This window comes from Actinokineospora alba (assembly GCF_004362515.1).
In the GTDB taxonomy this organism is placed as follows: domain Bacteria; phylum Actinomycetota; class Actinomycetes; order Mycobacteriales; family Pseudonocardiaceae; genus Actinokineospora; species Actinokineospora alba.
The window spans coordinates 6,737,367-6,757,720 of sequence record NZ_SNXU01000001.1; the positions used below are offsets into that span (position 1 = coordinate 6,737,367).

The 20,354-nt window shown below is 70.7% G+C and carries 22 protein-coding genes; 11 read left to right on the plus strand and 11 right to left on the minus strand.

Features of this window, described 5'->3' with window-relative positions; translation table 11 throughout:
- Window positions 1-34 precede the first annotated feature (34 nt).
- The 9 genes from C8E96_RS30325 to C8E96_RS30365 all read left to right on the plus strand — a co-directional run bounded on the left by C8E96_RS30325 (window position 35) and on the right by C8E96_RS30365 (window position 9,123).
- On the plus strand, window positions 35-883 hold the full coding sequence (locus C8E96_RS30325) for an LLM class flavin-dependent oxidoreductase (protein ID WP_228769986.1): 849 nt from the start codon (window positions 35-37) through the stop codon (window positions 881-883).
- Window positions 880-2,928: an oxidoreductase gene (locus C8E96_RS30330; protein WP_091377186.1), complete on the plus strand. Its 2,049-nt coding sequence runs from the start codon at window positions 880-882 to the stop codon at window positions 2,926-2,928. The genes C8E96_RS30325 and C8E96_RS30330 overlap by 4 nt, the downstream gene beginning before the upstream one ends.
- Window positions 2,925-3,683, plus strand: coding sequence for a creatininase family protein (locus C8E96_RS30335; RefSeq protein ID WP_091377182.1), 759 nt, complete (start codon window positions 2,925-2,927; stop codon window positions 3,681-3,683). Before C8E96_RS30330 ends, C8E96_RS30335 begins: the two co-directional genes overlap by 4 nt.
- Before the next feature lie 30 nt (window positions 3,684-3,713).
- A complete protein-coding gene (locus C8E96_RS30340) occupies window positions 3,714-5,240 on the plus strand; it encodes a benzoate-CoA ligase family protein (protein ID WP_091378134.1) in 1,527 nt (508 codons plus the stop codon).
- The gene (locus C8E96_RS30345) at window positions 5,237-5,917 is read left to right on the plus strand and encodes an SDR family NAD(P)-dependent oxidoreductase (protein WP_091377179.1); all 681 of its coding nucleotides are present in this window, start codon (window positions 5,237-5,239) and stop codon (window positions 5,915-5,917) included. The genes C8E96_RS30340 and C8E96_RS30345 overlap by 4 nt, the downstream gene beginning before the upstream one ends.
- Entirely contained in the window at window positions 5,914-6,741 is an 828-nt protein-coding gene (locus tag C8E96_RS30350; RefSeq protein WP_091377175.1) for an enoyl-CoA hydratase family protein, read from the plus strand. The genes C8E96_RS30345 and C8E96_RS30350 overlap by 4 nt, the downstream gene beginning before the upstream one ends.
- Window positions 6,738-7,145 carry a RidA family protein gene (locus tag C8E96_RS30355; protein WP_091378130.1) on the plus strand — a complete coding sequence of 136 codons (408 nt, stop codon included), beginning with the start codon at window positions 6,738-6,740 and terminating at the stop codon, window positions 7,143-7,145. The genes C8E96_RS30350 and C8E96_RS30355 overlap by 4 nt, the downstream gene beginning before the upstream one ends.
- A gap of 274 nt (window positions 7,146-7,419) precedes the next feature.
- Window positions 7,420-8,532: an acyl-CoA dehydrogenase family protein gene (locus tag C8E96_RS30360; protein WP_228769984.1), complete on the plus strand. Its 1,113-nt coding sequence runs from the start codon at window positions 7,420-7,422 to the stop codon at window positions 8,530-8,532.
- Between the two features lie 12 nt (window positions 8,533-8,544).
- The gene (locus tag C8E96_RS30365) at window positions 8,545-9,123 is read left to right on the plus strand and encodes a DUF4240 domain-containing protein (RefSeq protein WP_091377169.1); all 579 of its coding nucleotides are present in this window, start codon (window positions 8,545-8,547) and stop codon (window positions 9,121-9,123) included.
- On the opposite strand, the gene C8E96_RS30370 is transcribed toward C8E96_RS30365, so the two are convergent.
- Entirely contained in the window at window positions 9,116-10,477 is a 1,362-nt protein-coding gene (locus tag C8E96_RS30370) for a TrpB-like pyridoxal phosphate-dependent enzyme (protein WP_091377166.1), read from the minus strand. The genes C8E96_RS30365 and C8E96_RS30370 overlap by 8 nt on opposite strands.
- A gap of 89 nt (window positions 10,478-10,566) precedes the next feature.
- Here C8E96_RS30370 and C8E96_RS30375 point away from each other — a divergent pair, with 89 nt between their 5' ends.
- Window positions 10,567-11,049 carry a cation:proton antiporter regulatory subunit gene (locus C8E96_RS30375; RefSeq protein ID WP_091377163.1) on the plus strand — a complete coding sequence of 161 codons (483 nt, stop codon included), beginning with the start codon at window positions 10,567-10,569 and terminating at the stop codon, window positions 11,047-11,049.
- Window positions 11,049-12,218, plus strand: coding sequence for a cation:proton antiporter (locus C8E96_RS30380; protein WP_091377160.1), 1,170 nt, complete (start codon window positions 11,049-11,051; stop codon window positions 12,216-12,218). Before C8E96_RS30375 ends, C8E96_RS30380 begins: the two co-directional genes overlap by 1 nt.
- Here C8E96_RS30380 and C8E96_RS30385 read toward each other — a convergent pair.
- From C8E96_RS30385 to ald, 10 genes are all read right to left on the minus strand, one after another.
- Entirely contained in the window at window positions 12,215-12,670 is a 456-nt protein-coding gene (locus C8E96_RS30385; protein WP_091377158.1) for a VOC family protein, read from the minus strand. The two genes, C8E96_RS30380 and C8E96_RS30385, sit on opposite strands and share 4 nt — an antisense overlap.
- Window positions 12,671-12,701: 31 nt before the next feature.
- Window positions 12,702-13,880 (minus strand): DUF1015 family protein, encoded by a 1,179-nt coding sequence (locus tag C8E96_RS30390; protein WP_091377156.1) that lies wholly within the window; start codon window positions 13,878-13,880, stop codon window positions 12,702-12,704.
- A 38-nt stretch (window positions 13,881-13,918) separates the two neighbouring features.
- On the minus strand, window positions 13,919-14,656 hold the full coding sequence (locus tag C8E96_RS30395; RefSeq protein ID WP_091377153.1) for a pseudouridine synthase: 738 nt from the start codon (window positions 14,654-14,656) through the stop codon (window positions 13,919-13,921).
- Window positions 14,646-15,455: an SMC-Scp complex subunit ScpB gene (scpB, locus tag C8E96_RS30400; protein WP_228772093.1), complete on the minus strand. Its 810-nt coding sequence runs from the start codon at window positions 15,453-15,455 to the stop codon at window positions 14,646-14,648. Before scpB ends, C8E96_RS30395 begins: the two co-directional genes overlap by 11 nt.
- A gap of 212 nt (window positions 15,456-15,667) precedes the next feature.
- Entirely contained in the window at window positions 15,668-16,501 is an 834-nt protein-coding gene (locus C8E96_RS30405) for a segregation and condensation protein A (RefSeq protein WP_091377150.1), read from the minus strand.
- Window positions 16,498-16,884 (minus strand): hypothetical protein, encoded by a 387-nt coding sequence (locus C8E96_RS30410; RefSeq protein WP_091377148.1) that lies wholly within the window; start codon window positions 16,882-16,884, stop codon window positions 16,498-16,500. The genes C8E96_RS30405 and C8E96_RS30410 overlap by 4 nt, the downstream gene beginning before the upstream one ends.
- Entirely contained in the window at window positions 16,881-17,819 is a 939-nt protein-coding gene (locus C8E96_RS30415) for a ParA family protein (protein ID WP_091377145.1), read from the minus strand. Before C8E96_RS30415 ends, C8E96_RS30410 begins: the two co-directional genes overlap by 4 nt.
- Window positions 17,820-17,920: 101 nt before the next feature.
- Window positions 17,921-18,235: an ArsR/SmtB family transcription factor gene (locus tag C8E96_RS30420; protein WP_091377143.1), complete on the minus strand. Its 315-nt coding sequence runs from the start codon at window positions 18,233-18,235 to the stop codon at window positions 17,921-17,923.
- A gap of 57 nt (window positions 18,236-18,292) precedes the next feature.
- The gene (xerD, locus tag C8E96_RS30425; protein WP_091377140.1) at window positions 18,293-19,213 is read right to left on the minus strand and encodes a site-specific tyrosine recombinase XerD; all 921 of its coding nucleotides are present in this window, start codon (window positions 19,211-19,213) and stop codon (window positions 18,293-18,295) included.
- Window positions 19,210-20,331: an alanine dehydrogenase gene (ald, locus tag C8E96_RS30430; RefSeq protein ID WP_091377137.1), complete on the minus strand. Its 1,122-nt coding sequence runs from the start codon at window positions 20,329-20,331 to the stop codon at window positions 19,210-19,212. The genes xerD and ald overlap by 4 nt, the downstream gene beginning before the upstream one ends.
- Window positions 20,332-20,354: the final 23 nt, after the last annotated feature.

Consider the following 20,354-nt stretch of genomic DNA (forward strand, 5'->3'; position numbering starts at 1 on the left):
GGTTTTCGTAGGACGTGACCGCGGCCACAAGGACGTGACGCTGGTGAAGGTCGGTATCGGGCTCCCCAACACTGTTCCGGGATGTGACGGCGCGACGCTCGTCGAGTGGGCCCGACGGGCCGACGGCGGGCCGTTCTCCACGCTCGCCGTGCTCGACCGGGTGCGCTACGACAGCGTCGAGCCGTTCGCGGCGCTGTCCGCGGCCGCGGCGGTGACCAGTCGGATCGGGCTGGCGACGATGATCGCGATCGGGCCGCTGCGCGGTCCGGCGATGCTCGCCAAGCAAGCCGTGTCGGTCGACGCGCTGTCCGGCGGGCGGTTCACGCTGGGGCTGGCCGTGGGCGCGCGGCTCGACGACTACGACGCGGCCGGGGTCGACCACCGCACCCGCGGCGCCGCGCTCTCGACGCAGCTCGCGTACTTGCGCGGCGAGTTCGATTCGGCGGGTATCGGGCCGACTGTTCCGTTCGGGGCCAAGGGAATCGAGTTGCTGGTCGGCGGTACGAGCGGCGCGGCGCTGGCCCGGATGGCTCGCTACGGCGATGGTTACGCCCACGGCGGTGGACCGCCGCGCGCGTTCGGCTCGGCCGCCACGAAGGCGCGCGCCGCCTGGCGTGACCTCGGCCGGCCGGGTGCTCCCGCCTTGTGGGGTCAGGGATACATCGCGCTGGGCGACGCCGAGCGTGGCCGCGACTACCTGCGCGACTACTACGCCTTCACCGGCCCGTTCGCCGAGAAGATCGCCGCCGGCGCGCTGACGAGTGTCCGCGAGGTCAAGGATTACGTGCGCGGGTACGCCGACGAGGGCTGCGACGAGCTGATCCTGTTCCCCACGGTGGCCGATCTCGACGACCTGGACCGCCTGGCCGAGGCGCTGTCATGAAGGTCGCCATCGTCGGCGCCGGTCCGGCGGGCCTGTACCTGGCGATCCTGCTGCGCAAGGCCGGGCACGAGGTGTCGGTGTTGGAGCGCAACGCGCCGGACGCGACGTTCGGCTGGGGCGTGGTGTTCTCCGAGGAGACGCTCGGCGCGCTGCGCGACGCGGACCCGGCGACGCATCTGGAGATCACCGACTCGTTCGCCCGATGGTCCACTGTGGACATCCGGTACAGGGGCAAGCTGCTGCGCTCGCGTGGGCACACGTTCTCCGCGATCGCCCGCAAGCACCTGCTGGGAATCCTGCAGCGCCGCGCTGCCGACTTGGGCGCCGACCTGCGCTTCGGCGTCGAGGTGGACGAGCTGCCGCAAGCCGATCTGGTGGTGGCCGCCGATGGTGCCAACTCCCGGGTACGCACCAGGGATTTCCGCGCTTCGGTGAAGCCGCAGGGCTGCAAGTACGTCTGGTTCGGCACCGACCTGGTGCTCGACTCGTTCACGTTCTCCTTCAAGGAGACCGAGTTCGGCCTGTTCCAGGCGCACGCGTACCCGTTCGACGAGAACACGAGCACGTGGATCGTGGAGTGCGCCGAGCCGGTGTGGCGCCGGGCCGGGCTGGACACGATGAGCGAGGCGGAGAGCATCGCGTTCTGCGAGAAGCTCTTCGCCGACGACCTCGGCGGGCACCGGCTGATGTCGAACCGGTCGCTGTGGCTGGACTTCCCGCTGGTCCGGTGCGCGAGCTGGCACCGAGGCAATGTGGTGCTCCTCGGCGACGCGGCGCACACCGCGCACTTCTCCATCGGCTCGGGCACGAAACTGGCGATGGAGGACGCGATCGCGCTGGCCACGGCGCTGGCGCGGCACAGCGACCTCGGCGCGGCGCTGACCGAGTACGAGCTGGACCGCCAGCCGATGGTGGAGCGGTTCCAGCAGGCGGCGGGCGAGAGCGCGGCGTACTTCGGCCGGACCGCCACCTACACCGGGTTCGAGCCGGTCCAGTTCGCGTTCAACCTGCTCACCCGCAGCGGCCGGGTCTCGCACACGAACCTCGCGCAGCGCGACCCCGACCTGATCCGGGTGCTCGACGCCTGGTTCGCCTCGGGGACGTCGATGGTGCCCGGCGCGGTCGCCCCTCCCCCGCTGTTCGCCCCGCTGCGCCTGGGCGCCACCACGCTGCCGAACCGGCTGGTCGCGGAGGACGACTCGGTGCGCGCGGCGCGCGCGGGCGCCGGACTCGTGTTGGCCGGTCCCATCGCGGTGTCACCCGAGGGCCGGATCTGCCCCGACACGCCGTTGGCGTCGACGGCGAACGTCGACGAGCTGCACGACGCGGGCGCCTTGGTGGGTCTGCGGTTGACCCACGCGGGTGCCCGTGGGGCCACGCGACCGGCCGCGCAGGGGCTCGACATCCCGCTGCCCGCCGACCAGGCGTGGCCGCTGCTGGCCGCGTCCGCGGTGCCGTTCGGACCGTTCGCGCAGACCCCGAAAGCCATGGACGCCGACGATCTCGCCGCCGTCCGGCAGGCGTTCGCCGACGCGGCTGCAAGAGCGGCCGAGGCCGGGGTCGACGTGCTGGAACTCGACATGGCCGACGGTCACCTGCTGGCGGGTTTCCTGTCGCCGCTGACGAACCGGCGCGACGACGAGTGGGGCGGGGGGCACCGGTGGGCGTATCCGCTGTCGGTGCTCGACGCGGTGCGTGAGATGTGGCCGCGGCTGCTCTCGGTGCGGCTGACCGTGACCGACTGGGCGCCGCGCGGACTTGGCCTGCCGGAGGGAATCCGGCTGGCCAAGGCGGTGCACGAGCATGGCGCGGACCTGATCCACGTGCGGGCTGGGCAAAGCGTGGCCGAGGCGCGGCCGGAGTTCCGGCGCGGCTACCTGACGACGCTGTCGGACCAGGTGCGCAACCAGGCGGGCGTGCCGACGCTGGTGGGCGGATACTTGACCACACCGGACGAGGTCAACACGATCGTCGCCGCCGGACGCGCCGACTTGTGCGTGCTCGCACCGGAACCGTCACCGATCGAGGCGGTGGTGTTGTCATGACCCAGTTCGCCGATCTCAGCTCACCGCAGGTCGCCGATCTCCTTGTCGGCGACCGGACTCCGGTGTTGCTGCTGCCAGTGGGCGCGATCGAACCGCACGGGCCGCACGCTCCACTGTCGACAGACCCGATCATCTCGGCCGGGATGTGCGCACGGGCCGCTGAGCGGCTCGCCGACGACCCCGCGGTTCGGGTACTGGTCCTGCCCGCCCTGCCATACGGGGTCACGCATTACGGCGAGGCGTTCCCCGGCGCGGTCGGCATCAACGCCGAGACGCTGCACGCGATCGTGGTCGACGTGTGCACGTCCCTTGCGCGGCAAGGGTTCACCAAGGTCGTCCTGGTGAACAACCACTTCGAGCCGGAGCACGTGACGGCGTTGACCTGGGCCGTCGACTCGTTGGCCGAGCAAGGTATCCACACTGGATACCTGCATCTGCTGCGGCGGCGCAATGTCGAGCGGCTCACCGAGGAGTTCCGGTCCGGCTCCTGCCACGCGGGCCGCTACGAGACCTCGCTGGTGCTCGCCGACCAGCCCGCACTGGTGGACACGTCGGTGATGCGCGGGTTGCCCCCGCTCATCGTCGACATGCCGACCGCCATGCGCGAGGGCCGGACCGACTTCGTCGCGATGGGGATGGACCAGGCGTACTGCGGATCGCCCGCCGAGGCGACCGCCGAGGAAGGACAGTCCACTTTCGACACCCTGACCGAGCTGCTGATCGACGCCATCCGCGACCTGGCCGATCAGGAATGAGAGGACACCGAGGTGTTGCGCTACGAGGACATCCCCGACCGGCTCAACCTGGCGACGTACTTTCTCGACCGCAACCTGGCCGAGGGGCGGGGTGAGCGCACCGCCCTGCTCGGGCCCACCGGTCCCACGACCTACGCCGAGCTGGCGGAGCTGACCAACCGCGTCGGCCACGTCCTGCACGACCTCGGCGTTCGGGTCGGGCAGCGGGTGCTGCTGGCGCTCGGCGACGGCGTCGAGTTCGTCGCCACCTGGTACGCCGCGCAGAAGATCGGGGCGATCACCGCCGAGGTCTACACGTTCCTGCCCGCCAAGGACTACGCGTACTTCCTGGACTACACCGACGCCGCCGTCGTGGTCGTCGACCTGACCACGCTCGACCGGGTCCGCGAGGCCGGAACCGCTGGCCGCAAGGTGCTGGTCATCGGCGAAACCTCCTTGCGGGACAACGAATACTCGTTTGCTCCCCTGGTCTCCGCCGCGTCGCCTCGTCTGGATTCCGCACCCACGCACCGCGACGACGTGGCGCTGTGGAAGTTCACCACGGGGAGCACCGGAGCGCCGAAAGCCTGCGTGCACACCAATCGCTCGCCCGTCCTCAGCCACGACTGGTACGCCCGTGGGGTGCTCGACCTGGGACCGGACGACATCGTGCTGCCGGTGCCGAAGCTGTTCTTCGGCTACGCCCGCGATCTCGCCGCGCTCTACCCGTTCGGCGTCGGGGGTGCCGGGATCGTGTTCGGCGAGCGCACCACGCCGGAGCGGATCTTCGAGCTGATCGCGAAGTACCGGCCGACGATCCTGGTGAACGTGCCCACGATGATGAGCGCGATGGTCGCGCATCCGGATGCCGCGTCGCAGGACCTGAGCTGCCTGCGGCTGTGCACGTCGGCGGGCGAGGCGCTGCCGCCGGAGCTGCACCGCAAGTGGGACAAGGCGTTCGGTGTCGAGGTGGTCGACGGGATCGGGTCGTCGGAGGCGTACCACATCTACATCTCCAACCGGCCGGGCGCGGCGCGGACCGGGAGCGTGGGCACTCTGGTGCCCGGGTATGACGCCCGGATCGTGGACCAGGACGGCGCGGACGTTCCAGACGGCGAGACCGGCACGCTGGAGATCATCGGCGCGACCGCTGCGGTCGGCTACTACGGCGACCCGGACAAGTCCGCGCAAACGTTTCCGGGTGGTGACACCGTCCACACGGGAGACTTGTTCAGCCGCGACGCCGACGGCGCGTTCCACTATCAGGGGCGCGCGGACGACCTGCTGAAGGTGAGCGGCATCTGGGTGGCGCCGAGCGAGATCGAGCACTGTCTGATCGGACACCCGGACGTCATCGAGTGCGCTGTGGCGGGCCACGAGACCGACGGGCTGGTGCGGCCGTACGCGTTCGTCGTTGCCCGAGTGGAGATCGACGCCGAGGATCTGCGGGCGTATGTGCGGGAGCGCTTGTCTCCGCACAAGACGCCGGAGCGGGTCGTGTTCGTCGACGCGCTTCCCCGGACCACCAACGGGAAGCTCGACCGGCGGGCGCTGCGCGGGTTGGATGTGGCGCGGTGAGCAGGCTGGTGGTGGTGACCGGCGGAACCCGGGGCATCGGGGCCGCCGTGGCGGCGCGGTTCCGGGCCGCGGGTGACGAGGTGGTCGCGGTCGGGCGCGCCGAGTGCGATGTCACCGATGAGGATGCCGTGGCGTCGTTCTTCGCGGGTCTGGGTCCGGTCGATGTGCTCGTCAACAACGCCGGCATCTCGACCAGCGCACCGCTTGCGCGGACGCAACTGGCCGACTGGGAGGCTCAGCTGACCGTCAACGCGACTGGCGCTTTCCTGTGCACACGGGCGGTGCTGCCGGGAATGTCCTCACGCGACTGTGGACGAATCGTCACCGTCGCCTCGGTCGCCGGGCGGGTGGGGTTTCGTTACACCTCAGGGTATACGGCTTCGAAGCACGCGGCGGTCGGCTTGATGCGGGCGGTCGCGGCGGAGGTCGCCGGCACCGGGGTGACGTCGAACGCCGTGTGCCCGGGGTATGTGCGGACGGATATGACGGACCAGACCGTGCGGCGGATCGAGGAGCGGACCGGGCGCGACGGCGAGGCGGCGCTGGCCGCGATGTCGCCGCTGGGCCGGTTGTTGGAGCCGGAGGAGGTCGCGTTCGCCGTGGCGTTCCTGGCCGCGCCCGAGGCCGGGGCGGTCAACGGGCAAACGCTTGTACTTGACGGAGGAGGAGTTCAGTGAGTCCTTTCAGGGCTTCGCCTGGGTTTACCGAGAAGTGGGAACACTTCGGCTTCGACGTGACCGACGGCGTGGCCACGGTGACGCTCAACCGACCGGAGAAGCTCAACGCGCTGACCTTCGACGTCTACGCGGACCTGCGGGACCTTTTGGCGGAGCTTCCGCATCGAGGCGACGCGCGGGTGTTGGTTCTGCGCGGGGAGGGCCGCGGGTTCTGCTCGGGCGGTGACGTCGAGGAGATCATCGGCGAGCTGCAGCGGATGGAACCGGCGCAGCTGCTGGAGTTCACCCGCATGACCGGCGCGGTGGTCAAGGCGCTGCGGGAATGTCCGCTGCCGGTGATCGCGGCTATCAACGGGATCGCCGCGGGGGCGGGCTCGGTGATCGCCCTGGCCAGCGACTTCCGCCTGATGGCCCGCTCGGCGTCGTTCGCGTTCCTGTTCACCAAGGTCGGCCTGGCCGGCGCGGACATGGGCTCGGCCTACCTGCTCCCCCGGCTCGTGGGCCTCGGCCGGGCGACGGAACTGCTGATCCTCGGCGACAAAGTCGACGCCGACCGCGCCGACCGCATCGGCCTGGCCACCCAGGTCGTCGACGACGAGGACCTGGCGGCCACCGCGACCGCGTTGGCCCGCAGGCTCGCCGACGGCCCGGCGCTGGCGTACTCCACGACGAAGGTGCTGCTCACCCGGGAGTTGGACATGGACCTGGGCAGCGCCATCGAACTGGAGGCGATTACCCAGGCCCTCCTGATGAAGAGCGCCGACCACGCCGAGTTCTACGCCGCGTGGTCGGCGGGCCGCCGCCCGGTCTGGACCGGCCGATGACCCCGCACGAGATCGTGACCGCCCCCGGCCTGGCCGCCCCGGTCGGCTTCGCCCACGCCGTCATCGCCACCCCGGGCCGCGCGGTGTATCTGGGCGGCCAAACCGCCCAGGACGCGGACGGGAACATCGTCGGCACCGCCATGGCGGACCAATTCGACGTGGCCGCCGGAAATGTCGTGGCGGCCCTCGCGGCGGCCGGTGGGTCGCCTGGCCATTTGGTGTCACTGGTGATCTACGTGACCGACGTGTCCGCGTACAAGGCGGCGTTGCCGGAGCTGGGCCCGTTGTGGCGCAAGCACTTCGGCCGCCACTACCCCGCCGTCGCCCTCCTCGGCGTCACCGAACTCTTCGACGCCGAAGCCATGATCGAACTAATCGCCACCGCGGTGATCCCCCATGAATGACCCCCGAAGTTATCCACAGCCGACCCCAAACCAAGATCCTTTGACACCCCCCACCGATAGACTGGCCAAGGGCCGTCCCCCCGGGGAAGGGCGGGGGCTGCCTGGTGGGCTGCGCGATGGCGAAGATGAAGAAAAACCCGCAGGCCGGGTGCCCAGCGGGTCGCGCAGCGAAGGACAGGCTGGTGGGCTGCACGGTCGCGAAGAACGAGAAGCACGGGCAGGCGAACCCGCGCCCGACGGGCCGCGCGATGGAAGGCGGGGCGGTGGGGCCGAGTTGGCCGAGTACACCGAGAAGGTGGCGTCGGGTCCACTTCGGGAGATCGCCAAGCGAGGGGTTCCGGGGCTGATTAACCGACCGCTGCTCGCCGCGTTGGCGGAGCATGGGTTGCTTGGGCGGATCTTCCAGCGGGGTGCCGCCGGGTATGTGCCGACCTCCGCGATGGATCTGTGCGTCATCCGTGAAGCTCTCGCGCGGCATTGCACCGAGGCGGAGACCGCCTTCGCGCTCCAAGGGCTTGGGGCCTATCCGATTCTGCTCGCCGGGTCGTCCGACGTGGTTGAGGCGTGGATTCCGCGGATCGCCGCCGGTGAGGCCGCCGTGGGGTTCGCGCTGACCGAACCGGACGCCGGGTCCGATGCGGCGGCGCTGGCGTTGCGGGCCACTGTGGACGGCGATGACTTCGTGCTCGACGGCGAGAAGACCTACATCTCGCACGCGCCGGAAGCCGAGGTGTACTCGGTGTTCGCGCGCACCACCGACGGCGCGGGCGCCCGCGGCATCACCGCCTTCGCGGTCGCGCGGGACACCCCTGGTCTCACCGGTGAACACATCGACCTGTTGGCGCCCCACCCCATCGGGCGGTTGCGGTTCGACGGTGTGCGCGTTCCTCGTTCGCACATCCTCGGCGACGTCGACGGCGGGTGGGGGGTCGCGATGCGCACCCTCGACATGTTCCGCCCCAGTGTCGGCGCGTTCGCGGTCGGCATGGCGCAGGCCGCGCTGGACGCGGCGGTGGCGCACGCGGCGCAGCGGCAGGCGTTCGGGCGGTCGCTGTCCTCCTTCCAAGGGGTGTCGCACCAACTCGCCGATGTGGCGACCCGGCTGCGGGCCGCACGGCTCCTCGTCCACGACGCCGCCGCGGCCTACGACGCCGAGCCGGGGAAGACCGGGCACCTGTCGGCGATGGCCAAGCTGTTCGCCACCGAGACCGCCCAAGTGGCCGTCGACCTGGCCATCCAGGTGCACGGCGCCCGCGCGCTCGAACGGGGACACCTGCTCGAACACCTCTACCGGGAGGTGCGGGCGCCCCGCATCTACGAAGGCGCGTCGGAGGTCCAGCGGGAGATCATCGCGCGCAGCTTGTTCAAGAGTGTCGGTGCCCGCTGAGACGATGCGGGCATGACCGATGAGGCGTTCTGGCTGCTGATCGAGCGAGCCGCGGAACAGGCGGGCGACCGCGACGAGCAAGCGGAGTGGCTCGCCGAGGAACTCACGCGGCTCCCGGTCGAGCAGATCGTCGGCTTCCAGATCCAGCTGTCCGCCCACCGGTTACGCGCCGACACCTGGGACATGTGGGCCGCGGCGCGCGTCATCTTCGACGGCTTCTGCTCCGATGACAGCTTCTGGTACTTCCAGCTCTGGCTGCTCGGACTCGGCAGGCACACCTTCGACCGGGTCGTCGCCGAGCCGGACCTGCTGGCCGAAGTCGAGTCCGTGCGCGCCCTGGCCGCGAAGCCGCTCCGGACGTGGTCGGAGCGCGACTGGCCGGACTGGGAAAGCCTGGACTACGCCGCCGCCACCGCCTACCAGGACGCCACCGGACGCGAACTCGGCCTGGAGAAGGCGCTCCTGGACGCCGGGATCGACCTGCCCGTGAACCCGGACCCCGCCGACGTCGACTGGGACCCCTCAGACCTGACTGTGGTCGCCGCCCGACTCCCCCGGCTGAGCCTCCTGTTCAGCGCGCGCGTCAGGTAGACGCGGGCAGCTCGGCGAGCGCGCGCTCGATCTCCTCCTCGGGCAGGTCGTGGTCGATCATCTCGCCGCCGAGGTAGGCACCATAGGCGGGCAGGTCGAGGTGGGCGTGGCCGCACAGGGCCGTCAGGATCACCTTCTCCTCGCCGGTCTCCTTGCACCGCAACGCTTCGCGGACGCACTCAGCCAAAGCGTGGGTCGGCTCAGGCGCCGGGATGATGCCCTCGGCCCGGGCAAACCGGACGCCAGCGGCGAAGCACTCCTGCTGCGGCAGGGCGACGGCGTCGATCAGGCCCAGCTCGTAGATGTGCGACAGCAGCGGCGACATGCCGTGGTAGCGCAGACCACCCGCGTGGATCGGGTCGGGAATGAAGCCGTGGCCGAGGGTGTGCATCTTCAGCAACGGGGTCAGGCCCGCCGTGTCGCCGAAGTCGTAGGCGTAGACGCCCCGGGTCAGCGACGGGCACGCCGCGGGCTCGACCGCGCGGATGGCGGGCGACATGCGACCGGCCAGTTTCTCCCGCAGGAACGGGAACGCCAGGCCACCGAAGTTGGATCCGCCGCCCGTGCAGCCGACGATGACGTCCGGGGTGTCCCCAGCCAGCTCGAACTGCTTCAGCGCCTCCTCCCCGATCACCGTCTGGTGCAGCAGCACATGGTTGAGCACGCTGCCCAGCGCGTAGCGGGTGTCGGGGTCGGCGGCGGCCATCTCGACCGCCTCGCTGATCGCGATGCCGAGGCTGCCGGTCGAGTCCGGGTGCTCGGCCAGCACCGCCCGGCCGGACACGGTGAGATCCGACGGACTCGGGTGCACGGTCGCGCCGAACGTCTCCATCATCAGCTTGCGGTACGGCTTCTGGTCATACGACGCCCGCACCTGCCAGACCTCGCACTCCAAGCCGAACACCGCGCAGGCGAACGCGAGAGCACTGCCCCACTGGCCCGCACCGGTCTCCGTCGTCAGCTTCGTGACCCCCTCGCGCGCGTTGTAGAACGCTTGCGGGACGGCGGTGTTCGGCTTGTGCGAGCCGACCGGGCTGACACCCTCGTACTTGTAGTAGATCCGCGCGGGCGTGCCGAGCGCGCGCTCAAGGCGGTGGGCGCGGTACAGCGGCGACGGCCGCCACAGCCGGTACACGTCCTGGACCTCGTCGGGGATGTCGATGTAGCTCTCCCCCGACACCTCCTGCGCGATCAGCGCCTGCGGGAACAGCGGCGCCAGGTCGTCCGGCCCGACCGGCTGCTTCGTCCCCGGGTGCAGCGGCGGGGGCGGCGGCTCCGGCAGGTCGGGGATGATGTTGTACCACTGGGTCGGCATCTCCGACTCGTCGAGCAGGAACTTCGTGCGTCCGGACATGCCCGCCTCCCGTGGCTCGGTCGATCCGTCCAACGCTAGAACTGTCGCGCCGGCACGGCCAACGGAAGCGCGGTTGTTACGGTGGTGGGGTGAACGTCGAGGTGACACCCCTGCCGGGAATCGGCACGCGCCAGGACTTCGTCTCCCGCTCCGGCCGCCGCATCGGGGTGATCACCTACCGCGACGGCCACGCCGAGCTCATCGTCTCCAAGCAGGACGACCCCGACTCGTGCGTCGCGTCGATCCCGATGACCATCGAGGAGTCGAGCACGCTGGCGAACCTGCTGGGCGCACCACACCTGGTCGCGCAGCTCGAGGACCAGCACCGCGAGGTCACGGGCGTGACCACGCGCCAGCTGCCGCTCGCGCCGGGCTCGCCGTTCGACGGCAAGACCCTCGGCGACACCGAGCTGCGCACCCGCACCGCGGTCTCCGTTGTCGCGGTCGTGCGCACGGGCACCGTGCACCCGTCGCCGCGGCCGGACTTCCGGTTCGCGGGCGGCGACATGCTGGTCACTGTCGGCACCGCGGAAGGGCTCGCCCGGGCCGCCGACGTCATCGAACACGGCTGATGCCGGAGACAGCGGTCCCCCTGATCGAACTGGGCGCCGTCTTCTTCGGCCTCGGCCTGCTCGGACGACTCGCCTGGCGCATCGGCATCTCCCCGATCCCGCTGTACCTCGTCGGCGGGCTCGCGTTCGGCGCGGGCGGGCTGGTGCCGCTGCACGGCATCGAGGGCTTCACCCACATCGCGGGCGAGATCGGCGTGATCCTGCTGCTGCTCCTGCTGGGGCTGGAGTACTCGGCGGCCGAACTCGTCACCGGGCTGCGCCGGTCCTGGATGGCGGGCCTGCTCGACCTGGTGCTCAACGCGGCACCGGGCGCGGCGGTGGCGCTGATGCTGGGCTGGGGGCCGATCGGCGCGCTCGCGATGGCGGGCGTCACCTACATCTCCTCGTCCGGGATCATCGCGAAGGTCCTGGGCGACCTCGGTCGACTCGGCAACCGCGAGACGCCGGTGGTGCTGTCGATCCTCGTGTTCGAGGACCTCGCCATGGCCGTCTACCTGCCGATCCTCACCGCGCTGCTGGCGGGCGCGACCCTGCTCGGCGGCCTGACGGCGGTCGGGATCTCACTCGTCGCCGTGACCGTGGTGCTCGTGGTCGCGCTGCGGTTCGGCCGGTTCGTCTCGATGATCGTCGACAGCCCGCATCCCGAGGTCTTCCTGCTGCGCGTGCTGGGCGCGGCCCTGCTCGTCGCCGGTGTCGCCTCGCAGCTGCAGGTGTCGGCGGCGGTCGGCGCGTTCCTGCTCGGCATCGCGATCTCCGGGGCGACCGCGGAGAACGCGACGAAGCTGCTCGAACCCCTGCGCGACCTGTTCGCGGCCGTGTTCTTCGTGGTCTTCGGCTTGAACACCGACCCGACGACGATCCCGCCCGTGCTCGGCTACGCGGTGGCGCTCGCGTTCGTCACCACGCTCACGAAGGTGGCGACCGGCTGGTGGGCGGCACGCAGGCAGGGCATCGGCAGGCTGGGCCGGGCTCGGGCGGGCGCGGCTCTGGTCGCACGCGGCGAGTTCTCCATCGTCATCGCCGGGCTCGCGGTGAGCGCGGGCGCCGTGGACAGCCAACTGGCCGCGCTGGCGACCGCGTACGTGCTGCTCATGGCCATCCTCGGGCCCGTCGCCGCGCGAGTCGTCGAACCCGTCGCCGAGCTGTTCCGGCGCAAGGTGCCCGCCTAGGCGACGCAGAACTCGTTGCCCTCCGGGTCTTGCAGGACGACGCCGTAGTGGTCGACCCCGGGGTCGTCGAGCCTGCGCACGACCGTGGCGCCCGCCTTGAGCACCCGGTCCACAACGGCGTCGACCCGCTCCTTGCGTTCGGCCATCGGCACCGCGCGACCGCCGCTGACCTTGAGGTCGAGGTGCACGCGGTTCTTGCCGACCTTGGGCTCCGGGACCTGCTGGAACCAGACCCTCGGCCCGATGCCCGCCGGGTCGACGATGGACTCAGGGGTCTCACCGACACCTTCGGGCAGCTCCTCCTCGGGCACCCCCATCTCGGCCCAGTAGTCGCGCCAGGTCGCTTGCCCACCCGGCGGCGGCTCCGGGATGTAGCCGAGCGCCTCGGTCCAGAACGCCACCTGACGCACCGGGTCGGCGCAGTCGATGGTCACCTGCAATGTCAGTTCCATGGGCCCGAGCCTGCCACGGGGGTACGACAGTTCAGGCGAGGTCGGCGAGCAGCAGGCCGCTGCGCGGCTTCGGGGTGAAGTAGGTGCTCTTGCGGGGCATCCGGCCGCCCGCCGCGTGGACGGTGAGGACATCGGCCAGCGGAACCGGCGCGATCTGGAGCACGGCTTCGACGTCCGGGCCCGGGTCGCGGCCCGCGGGCAGGGTGCGCACGTTCGGTCCCTCCGGGTCCAGGGCGAGCGCCTTGCGGATCAGGAGTTCCTCGACGACCTCGTGGTCGATGCGGGGCAGCGGGTCGGTGGCCGTGGGCGGCGGCAGGTCGACCACCAGGGTGCGGTGGCCGTGCCGGACGACGACGGTGCCGGGGACGGTCGGCGCCACGGCGTCCGGGTCCTCGCGGACGGTCAGACCGCACGCGCGCCAGGCGGCGGCCAACTCGTCGGCCGTGCGGCCGGTGCCGACGATGACCCGGTGGAACGCGCCGATGCGCAGCCCGGGGCCGGCGCTGATCAGGGCGAGGATGCCGTCGAGCTTGGCTTCCGCGGCGGCGGCGACCCGGTGGTTGCCGTCGGCGACCAGCAGCGGGCGGGCGGCGGCGACGGCCATGATCGCGTCGCGGATGGGGCCGGGACCGAGCAGCCAGACCCGGTGCCGCCTGCCCGCGGAGTCCACGGTCGACACGGCGGGCGCGCCCGCGGCGGCGATGGCGTCTTTGACCGCCGCGGTGAGCGTCTCGCCATGGGTGACCGGGACGAGCAGGGCGGCGCTGGTCGCGCAGCCAAGCCCGGAGAGGACAGCGGCGCGTTCGGTGACGACGTCGGGGTAGACCTGCTCGGTGTGGCGGACCTGGCTCAGCCCGTCCAGATCCACCGCGGCCGGGTCGACCATGCACAGCAGGCCGGTCGCCGAGCCGTCCGGACCGTCGACCTCGTAGGGCGCGACGACGTCGACAACCGGGCGGTAGGCCATCCGAACAAGATCGACGAGCGCCCGGCGGGCCTGCGGCAGCGCTTCGAGCAGGCTGAGCCCGTCCGCGAGCGCCGCCGGGGTGCGGTGCGGGTGCTGCACGGCGAGCAGCGTGCCCCGCGCGGCGCCTGGCTGGGCCAGTGCCGCGCGGACACGGTGCTTCTCGGCGAACTCGTCGACGTCCGGCCCGGGAACCTCGGACCGAACGACCCATCCGCGCCTGATCGGACGCACCCAGCCAGTCATAGGATCATTCTGCATGGGTGCGTCTCACAATAAGACTCTTATAGTCCGACGGACTTGTATAGCGAGCCGACCTCGGGCCGGTTGAGCGAGCGGATCGACCCCGGACGCTGGTTGCCCAGGTAGACGTCGCCGATCTGGGTGCGCACGAGCTTGAGGACCGGGTGGCCGACCTCTTCGAGCATCCGGCGCACGATGTGCTTGCGGCCTTCGTGCAGGACGACCTCGACCAGGGCCTTGCCCGCGAAGTTGTCGACCATGCGGAACGAGTCGACCCGCGCGGGGCCGTCCTCGAGCATCACGCCGTCACGCAGGCGCTTGCCGACGTCGCGGCCGACCGGGCCGGGGACCTCGGCCAGGTAGGTCTTGAGGACCTCGAACGACGGGTGCATCAGCCGGTGCGCCAGGTCGCCGTCGTTGGTGAGCAGCAGCAGGCCCTCGGTGTCGGCGTCGAGCCTGCCGACGTGGAAGAGCTTGTCGGCGCGGTCACGCACGTAGTCGCCGACGCACGGGCGGTTGCGCTCGTCGTCCATCGTGCTGAGCACGCCCTTGGGCTTGTTCAGGGCCAGGTACACGCGGTCATCGCGGACGATGACGCGCGCGCCATCGACATGGATGACCGCGGTCTGCGGGTCGACCCGCATGCCTTGCTCGCGCACGACCTTGCCGTCGACACTCACCCGGCCCTGATCGATCAGATCCTCGGCCGCACGCCGCGAGGCGACTCCCGCGCTGGAGAGCACCTTCTGCAGGCGAATGCCTTCCGGGCTATTCGACATCGTCAATCGCATCCACTTCTGGCAACAGCGGAGCGATCGGGGGCAGGTCCTCCAAGGAGGCCAAACCCAATCGCTCCAGGAACAGCTCGGTTGTCCGGTACAGGAGCCCACCGGTCTCGGTGTCGGTGCCGGTCTCCTCGATCAGACCGCGCACGACCAGGGTGCGGATCACGCCATCGACGTTCACACCGCGCACCGCCGCCACCCGCGACCGGGTCACCGGCTGCCGATAGGCGATGACCGCGAGGGTCTCCAGCGCCGCCCGGGTGAGCTTCGCCCGCTGCCCGTCGAGCAAAAGCTTCTCGACGACCGGCGCGTACCTGTCACGAGTGTAGAACCGCCACCCCTGACCCACTCGGCGCAGGTCTATGCCGCTGCCTTGTTCGGTGTAGCGGGCGGCCATCCGACGGAGGGCCTCACGCACCCTGGCGACGCTCTGGTCGACCGCGCCCGCGAGGAGTTCGTCCTCGGCCGGGGCGTCGACGACCAGCAGCAACGCTTCGAGGGCGGCGTCGAGATCGGCGTCCTCGGTGAGGTCTGGGAACTGGGAGCCGATGGTGACGAGGTCGTCTTCGGTGAGGACGTCGGCGGGGTCTGGTTCTTCGGTGCCGTCGGTGGAATCGGTGCCGAGGTCGGGATCGGTGCTCGCGTCGGGAGCAGTGCTCTCGCCCGCGGTGGAGCGGTGCTCTCCATCGAGAGCAGTGCTCTCAGCTGTCCCCGGTTCAGAGGCCTCGCCGGGAACAGAGCGGTGCTCACCGTTGTGAGCAGTGCTCTCGCCTTCCCCAAAACCCGAGGTCACGGCGCCGCCAGAGCGGTGCTCACTGTTGTGAGCAGTGCTCTCGTCCGGCCCAGGATCGGCGGCCTCGCCGGGAACAGAGCGGTGCTCACCGTTGTGAGCAGTGCTCTCGCTTTCCCCAAAACCCGAGGTCACGGCGCCGGCAGAGCGGTGCTCACTGTTGTGAGCAGTGCTCTCGTCGCCGGGTTCGGTGGGTGCTGTGTCGTCGACGGGGCTCACCCGTAGTCCTCCTCTTCGGTGCCCGTCGTCGGGGGCGACGCCGCTTCGGCGTCGGCTACCGTGCCGCCGGTCCATTCCACGTGTAGTTCACCGAGCGGGTCGGCCTGCTCGAAGAGCACCGTCGCCTCCCGGTACAGCTCCAATAGCGCCAGGAACCGCGCCACCACCTCGATGGTGTGCTCGCAGTCCGCGGTCAGCTCGGCGAAGCTCGCCCGGCCCATCTCCGCCAGCCGCACCCGCAGCAGCGCCGCCGTCTCCCGGACCGACACCTTCCCCATGTGCAGGTGGTCCAGCGACAGCGTCGGCGGCGGCTTCGGCCGGAACACCGCCGCCGCGATCGCGGCGAACCGTTCCGGGTCGACGCCGAGCATCACCTCCGGCAGCAGTTCCGCGAACCGGTCCTCCAACGCCACCGACCGCGGGTACCGCCGCAGCGCGCCCTTCTCCAGTTCCGAGAACAGGGCCGCCACCTGCTTGTACGCCCGGTACTGCAGCAGCCGGGCGAACAGTAGGTCCTTGGCCTCCAGCAGCGCCAGGTCGTCCTCGTCCTCGACATCGCCCGCGGGCAGCAGCCGGGCCGCCTTCAAATCCAGCAGGGTCGCCGCGACGACCAGGAACTCCGTGGTCTCGTCGAGGTTCCAGTCGTCACCCAGGGCCCTGAGGTGGGCGATGAAGTCGTCGGTGACGCGGTGCAGCGCCACCTCGGTGACGTCCATCTGGTGCTGCGAGATCAGCTGCAGCAGCAGGTCGAACGGGCCTTCGAAGTTCGACAGCCGAACCGTGAACCGGCCGCTCGGCACCGCCTCGGGCGCATCTGCCACCGCGGTCACTGCCCGGTGTCCTGGCGCAGCCTGCGCACCAGCACCGAGTCCTCGCCGTAGGCCTCGAGGTCGGCGAGGATGACCGAGATCGCCTCGCGCACGACGCGGCCGCGGTCGACGGCGAGGCCGTGGGCGGCGCGCAGGGTGAGGCGGGCGTGTTCGAGGGCGAGCAATTCCTCATCCGAGACGTAGACGGTGATCTTGGAGTTGTGTTTCTGCCGGGGCGTGCCACGTGGGCTCCGGACGACCGGCGGCGGGGACGGGGACGGGGGCGCTTCGAACACCTCCGGAGAAGGTGCGTCAAACCAGTCGGTCTCGCCTTCGGCCTGTGGGGCGGGACCGGTGGGCCGGAACAACTCCGCCGCCCCCGGCAGGGAACTGCGACGAGTCACCTGGCGATCACCTCACGTGCGAGCTGGCGGTAGGCCTTCGCGCCCGCCGAACGCGGGGCCCAAGTCGTGATCGGCTCGCCCGCGACCGTGGTCTCCGGGAAGCGCACCGTGCGGTTTATCACTGTGTCGAACACCGTCTCGCCGAACGCCTCGACCACGCGGGCCATGACTTCACGCGAGTGCAGTGTGCGCGGGTCGAACATGGTGGCGAGGATGCCGGTGATGTCCAGCTTCGGGTTCAGCCGGTCCTTCACCTTCTCGATGGTGTCGATGAGCAGCGCGACACCGCGCAGGCTGAAGAACTCGCATTCCAGCGGGATGAGCACGCCGTCGGCGGCCGTCAGCGCGTTGACGGTCAGCAGGCCGAGCGAGGGCTGGCAGTCGACGAGGATGTAGTCGTACTCGTCGATGATCGGGCGCAGCGTGCGCACCAGGGTGTGTTCACGCCCTACCTCGGTGACCAGTTGCACCTCGGCGGCGGACAGGTCGATGTTGCTCGGCAGCAGGTCCATGTCCTCGACGCAGGTGCGGATCACCACGTCGTGGATGCCGACGGACCGCTCGATGAGCACGTTGTAGATGGTGCGGTCGAGCTGGTGGGCCGGGATGCCCAGGCCGACCGACAGCGCACCCTGCGGGTCGAAGTCGACGAGCAGCACCCGGCGGCCGAACTCGGTGAGGGCGGCGCCCAGGTTGATCGTGGACGTGGTCTTGCCGACCCCGCCCTTCTGGTTGCAGACGGCCAAGATCTTCGCCGGACCGTGGCCGTTGAGTAACGACGGCTCGGGGATGTGCCGCCACGCCCGGCCGGTCGGACCGACGCCGCCCCCGTTGCCACTGGAGTCGGCGAAGGGCTGCTCGTCGTCGTCGGACGCGGCGCGCGGCGCGATACTCAGCTCCACCGTGCCACGTCCCGACTGCGGAAGTGTCGACATGGCGATCTAGCTCCTTGTCGCCTGCGATCGGTGTCAAGCGCAGCGTAAGCGGGTATTGGTCACCCACCAACGCGGCTCGCCGCACGAACGCTCAGGTCAGGTCAGGTGTCGGTGGGGCCAATAGCCCCAAGGACGGAGTCGAGCAGCCCGGGAAATGCCTGGTCCAGGTCGTCGCGGCGGATCGAGAGCCACCGCTGGTTGCCGTCCGGGCGGGTATGGGTGACCCCTGACTCACGCAGCACGCGCAGATGCTGGGACAGGGTCGACTTGGCCACGGCGACCTCGAGGTGCCCGCACGACATCTCGTTCGTCGAGGCGAGCTGCGCGACGACAGCCAGGCGGGTGGGGTCGCTCAGCGCGTGCAGCACCCCGGGAAGCGTGACGTGGTCCACCGTCGGTTCGTCCAGCTCACCCATCTCGCACCTCCAGGGCGCACAGGGTATTGGAGACCAATAGGTGAGCGGAACTCAGGACTACCCGAGGGCGCGCGGATGCGCGGTGGCATAGACCTCGCGCAGCGTGTTGACCGTGACGAGCGTGTAGATCTGGGTCGTGGTGACCGACGCGTGGCCGAGTAGTTCCTGGACAACCCGCACGTCAGCGCCACCTTCGAGCAGGTGCGTGGCAAACGAGTGGCGCAGTGTGTGCGGGGAGACCGGGACCCGGATGCCCGCCTGTTCGGCCGCGAGCTTCAGCGCGTTCCACGCGCTCTGCCGGGTGAGCCGCCCGCCGCGGACGTTGAGGAACACCGCGGGGGTGCCCCGCCCGCCCGCGGCCAGCCCCGGCCGGGCCCGCACCAGGTAGGCGTCGAGCGCGTCGAGGGCGGGCCTGCCGATCGGGACCAACCGCTGCTTGCCACCCTTGCCGTCGAGCAGGACCGTGCGTTCCACCGTGTCGATGTCGTCGAGGTCGAGCCCGACCGCCTCGGAGATCCGCGCACCCGTCGAATAGAGGACTTCGAGCAGCGCGCGGTCGCGCAGCACGCCCGGGCCTTCGCCGACCGGGGTGTCGAGCAGGCGCAGGACGTCGTCGACCGGGAGCGCCTTGGGCAGCCTGCGCGGCGGGGTCGGCGGCTTCACCTCGCGCGCCGGGTCGTGTTCGGTGATGCCCTCGCGCACGGCGAACCGGTGCAGCCCGCGCACGGCGACCAGCGCACGGGCGGCGGACGACGCGGCCAGCGGCGGGTGGTCGGCGTCGCCTTCGCGCAGCTTGGCCAGGAACGCCGACACGTGCCGCTCCCCCACGTTGCCGAGATCCCCGACGTTCTCGGCCGACAGGTGGTCGAGGTAGCGGCGCAGGTCGCGGGTGTAGCCGTCGATGGTGTTCGGCGAGGTGCCGCGTTCGACGGCGAGGTGGTCGAGATAGGTGCGCAGGACGGCTTCGGGGGCGCTCAGCGGAGTCCCCCGATCACGTCGGCCAACGGCACGTGCTCAAGCCCATGCGCCTGCGCGACCTCGGGCAGCACGATCGCGCCATCGACCACGTTGACCCCCTTGGCGAGCGCGGGGTCGGCAGCAACCGCGGCCCGCACCCCGCCCGCGAGGGCCAGGACATAGGGCAGCGTGACGTTGGCGAGCGCGCGGGTCGAGGTGTTCGGCACCGCTCCGGGCATGTTGGCGACGCAGTAGAAGACCGAGTCGTGCACCCGGAACGTGGGCTCGGCGTGCGTGGTGGGCCGCGAGTCGGCGAAGCAGCCACCCTGGTCGATGGCGATGTCGACGAGCACCGACCCCGGGCGCATCCGCGAGACGAGCTCGTTCGACACCAGCGTCGGGGCCTTGGCGCCGGGCACGAGGACCGCGCCGATCACCAGGTCCGCCCAGCGGCAGGCCTTGTCGATCTCGTAGGCGTTGCTCGCGATGGTCTGCAGGTGCCCGCGGTAGGTGAAGTCGATCTGCCGGAGCCGGTTGACGTTGGTGTCGAGGACAACCACCTCGGCCTGGAAGCCCAGCGCGATGCTCGCCGCGTTCATCCCGGACACCCCGGCGCCTATGACGACGACCTTGCCCGCCGCCACGCCGGACACCCCACCGAGCAGCACACCGCGGCCACCTTGGGCGCGTTCGAGGCAGTGCGCGCCGACCTGCGGCGCCATCCGCCCGGCGACCTCGCTCATCGGGGCGAGCAGCGGCAGCGACAGGTCCGGCAGCTGCACCGTCTCGTACGCGATCGCGGTGGTGCCCGCGTCGACGAGGGCGCGGGTGCATTCGGCGCTCGCGGCGAGGTGCAGGTAGGTGAAGAGGGTCTGGCCGCGGCGCAGCCTCGGGTACTCCTCGGCGACCGGTTCCTTGACCTTGAGCACGAGTTCGGCGGCACCCCACACGTCGTCGGCGGTGGGTGCGATCTCGGCGCCCGCCTCGAGGTACTCCGCGTCGGGGAAGGCCGAGCCGTCACCGGCGCCCGCCTCGATCAGCACCCGGTGCCCACGGTCGATCAACTCGAGCACCCCGGCGGGCGTGATGGCCACCCGGTACTCGTGGTTCTTGACCTCCCGCGGAACGCCGACCAGCACGCAGTCGAGCGTAGTGCCGGACG

What these genes read in the sequence shown, in the direction of transcription:
- C8E96_RS30330 (WP_091377186.1), top strand. Translation starts at nt 880, where the DNA reads ATGAAGGTCGCCATCGTCGGCGCCGGTCCGGCGGGCCTGTACCTGGCG.
- C8E96_RS30335 (WP_091377182.1), top strand. Translation starts at nt 2,925, where the DNA reads ATGACCCAGTTCGCCGATCTCAGCTCACCGCAGGTCGCCGATCTCCTT.
- C8E96_RS30355 (WP_091378130.1), top strand. Translation starts at nt 6,738, where the DNA reads ATGACCCCGCACGAGATCGTGACCGCCCCCGGCCTGGCCGCCCCGGTC.
- C8E96_RS30365 (WP_091377169.1), top strand. Translation starts at nt 8,545, where the DNA reads ATGACCGATGAGGCGTTCTGGCTGCTGATCGAGCGAGCCGCGGAACAG.
- C8E96_RS30370 (WP_091377166.1), bottom strand. Translation starts at nt 10,477, where the DNA reads ATGTCCGGACGCACGAAGTTCCTGCTCGACGAGTCGGAGATGCCGACC.
- C8E96_RS30380 (WP_091377160.1), top strand. Translation starts at nt 11,049, where the DNA reads ATGCCGGAGACAGCGGTCCCCCTGATCGAACTGGGCGCCGTCTTCTTC.
- C8E96_RS30385 (WP_091377158.1), bottom strand. Translation starts at nt 12,670, where the DNA reads ATGGAACTGACATTGCAGGTGACCATCGACTGCGCCGACCCGGTGCGT.
- C8E96_RS30390 (WP_091377156.1), bottom strand. Translation starts at nt 13,880, where the DNA reads ATGACTGGCTGGGTGCGTCCGATCAGGCGCGGATGGGTCGTTCGGTCC.
- C8E96_RS30395 (WP_091377153.1), bottom strand. Translation starts at nt 14,656, where the DNA reads ATGTCGAATAGCCCGGAAGGCATTCGCCTGCAGAAGGTGCTCTCCAGC.
- C8E96_RS30415 (WP_091377145.1), bottom strand. Translation starts at nt 17,819, where the DNA reads ATGTCGACACTTCCGCAGTCGGGACGTGGCACGGTGGAGCTGAGTATC.
- C8E96_RS30420 (WP_091377143.1), bottom strand. Translation starts at nt 18,235, where the DNA reads ATGGGTGAGCTGGACGAACCGACGGTGGACCACGTCACGCTTCCCGGG.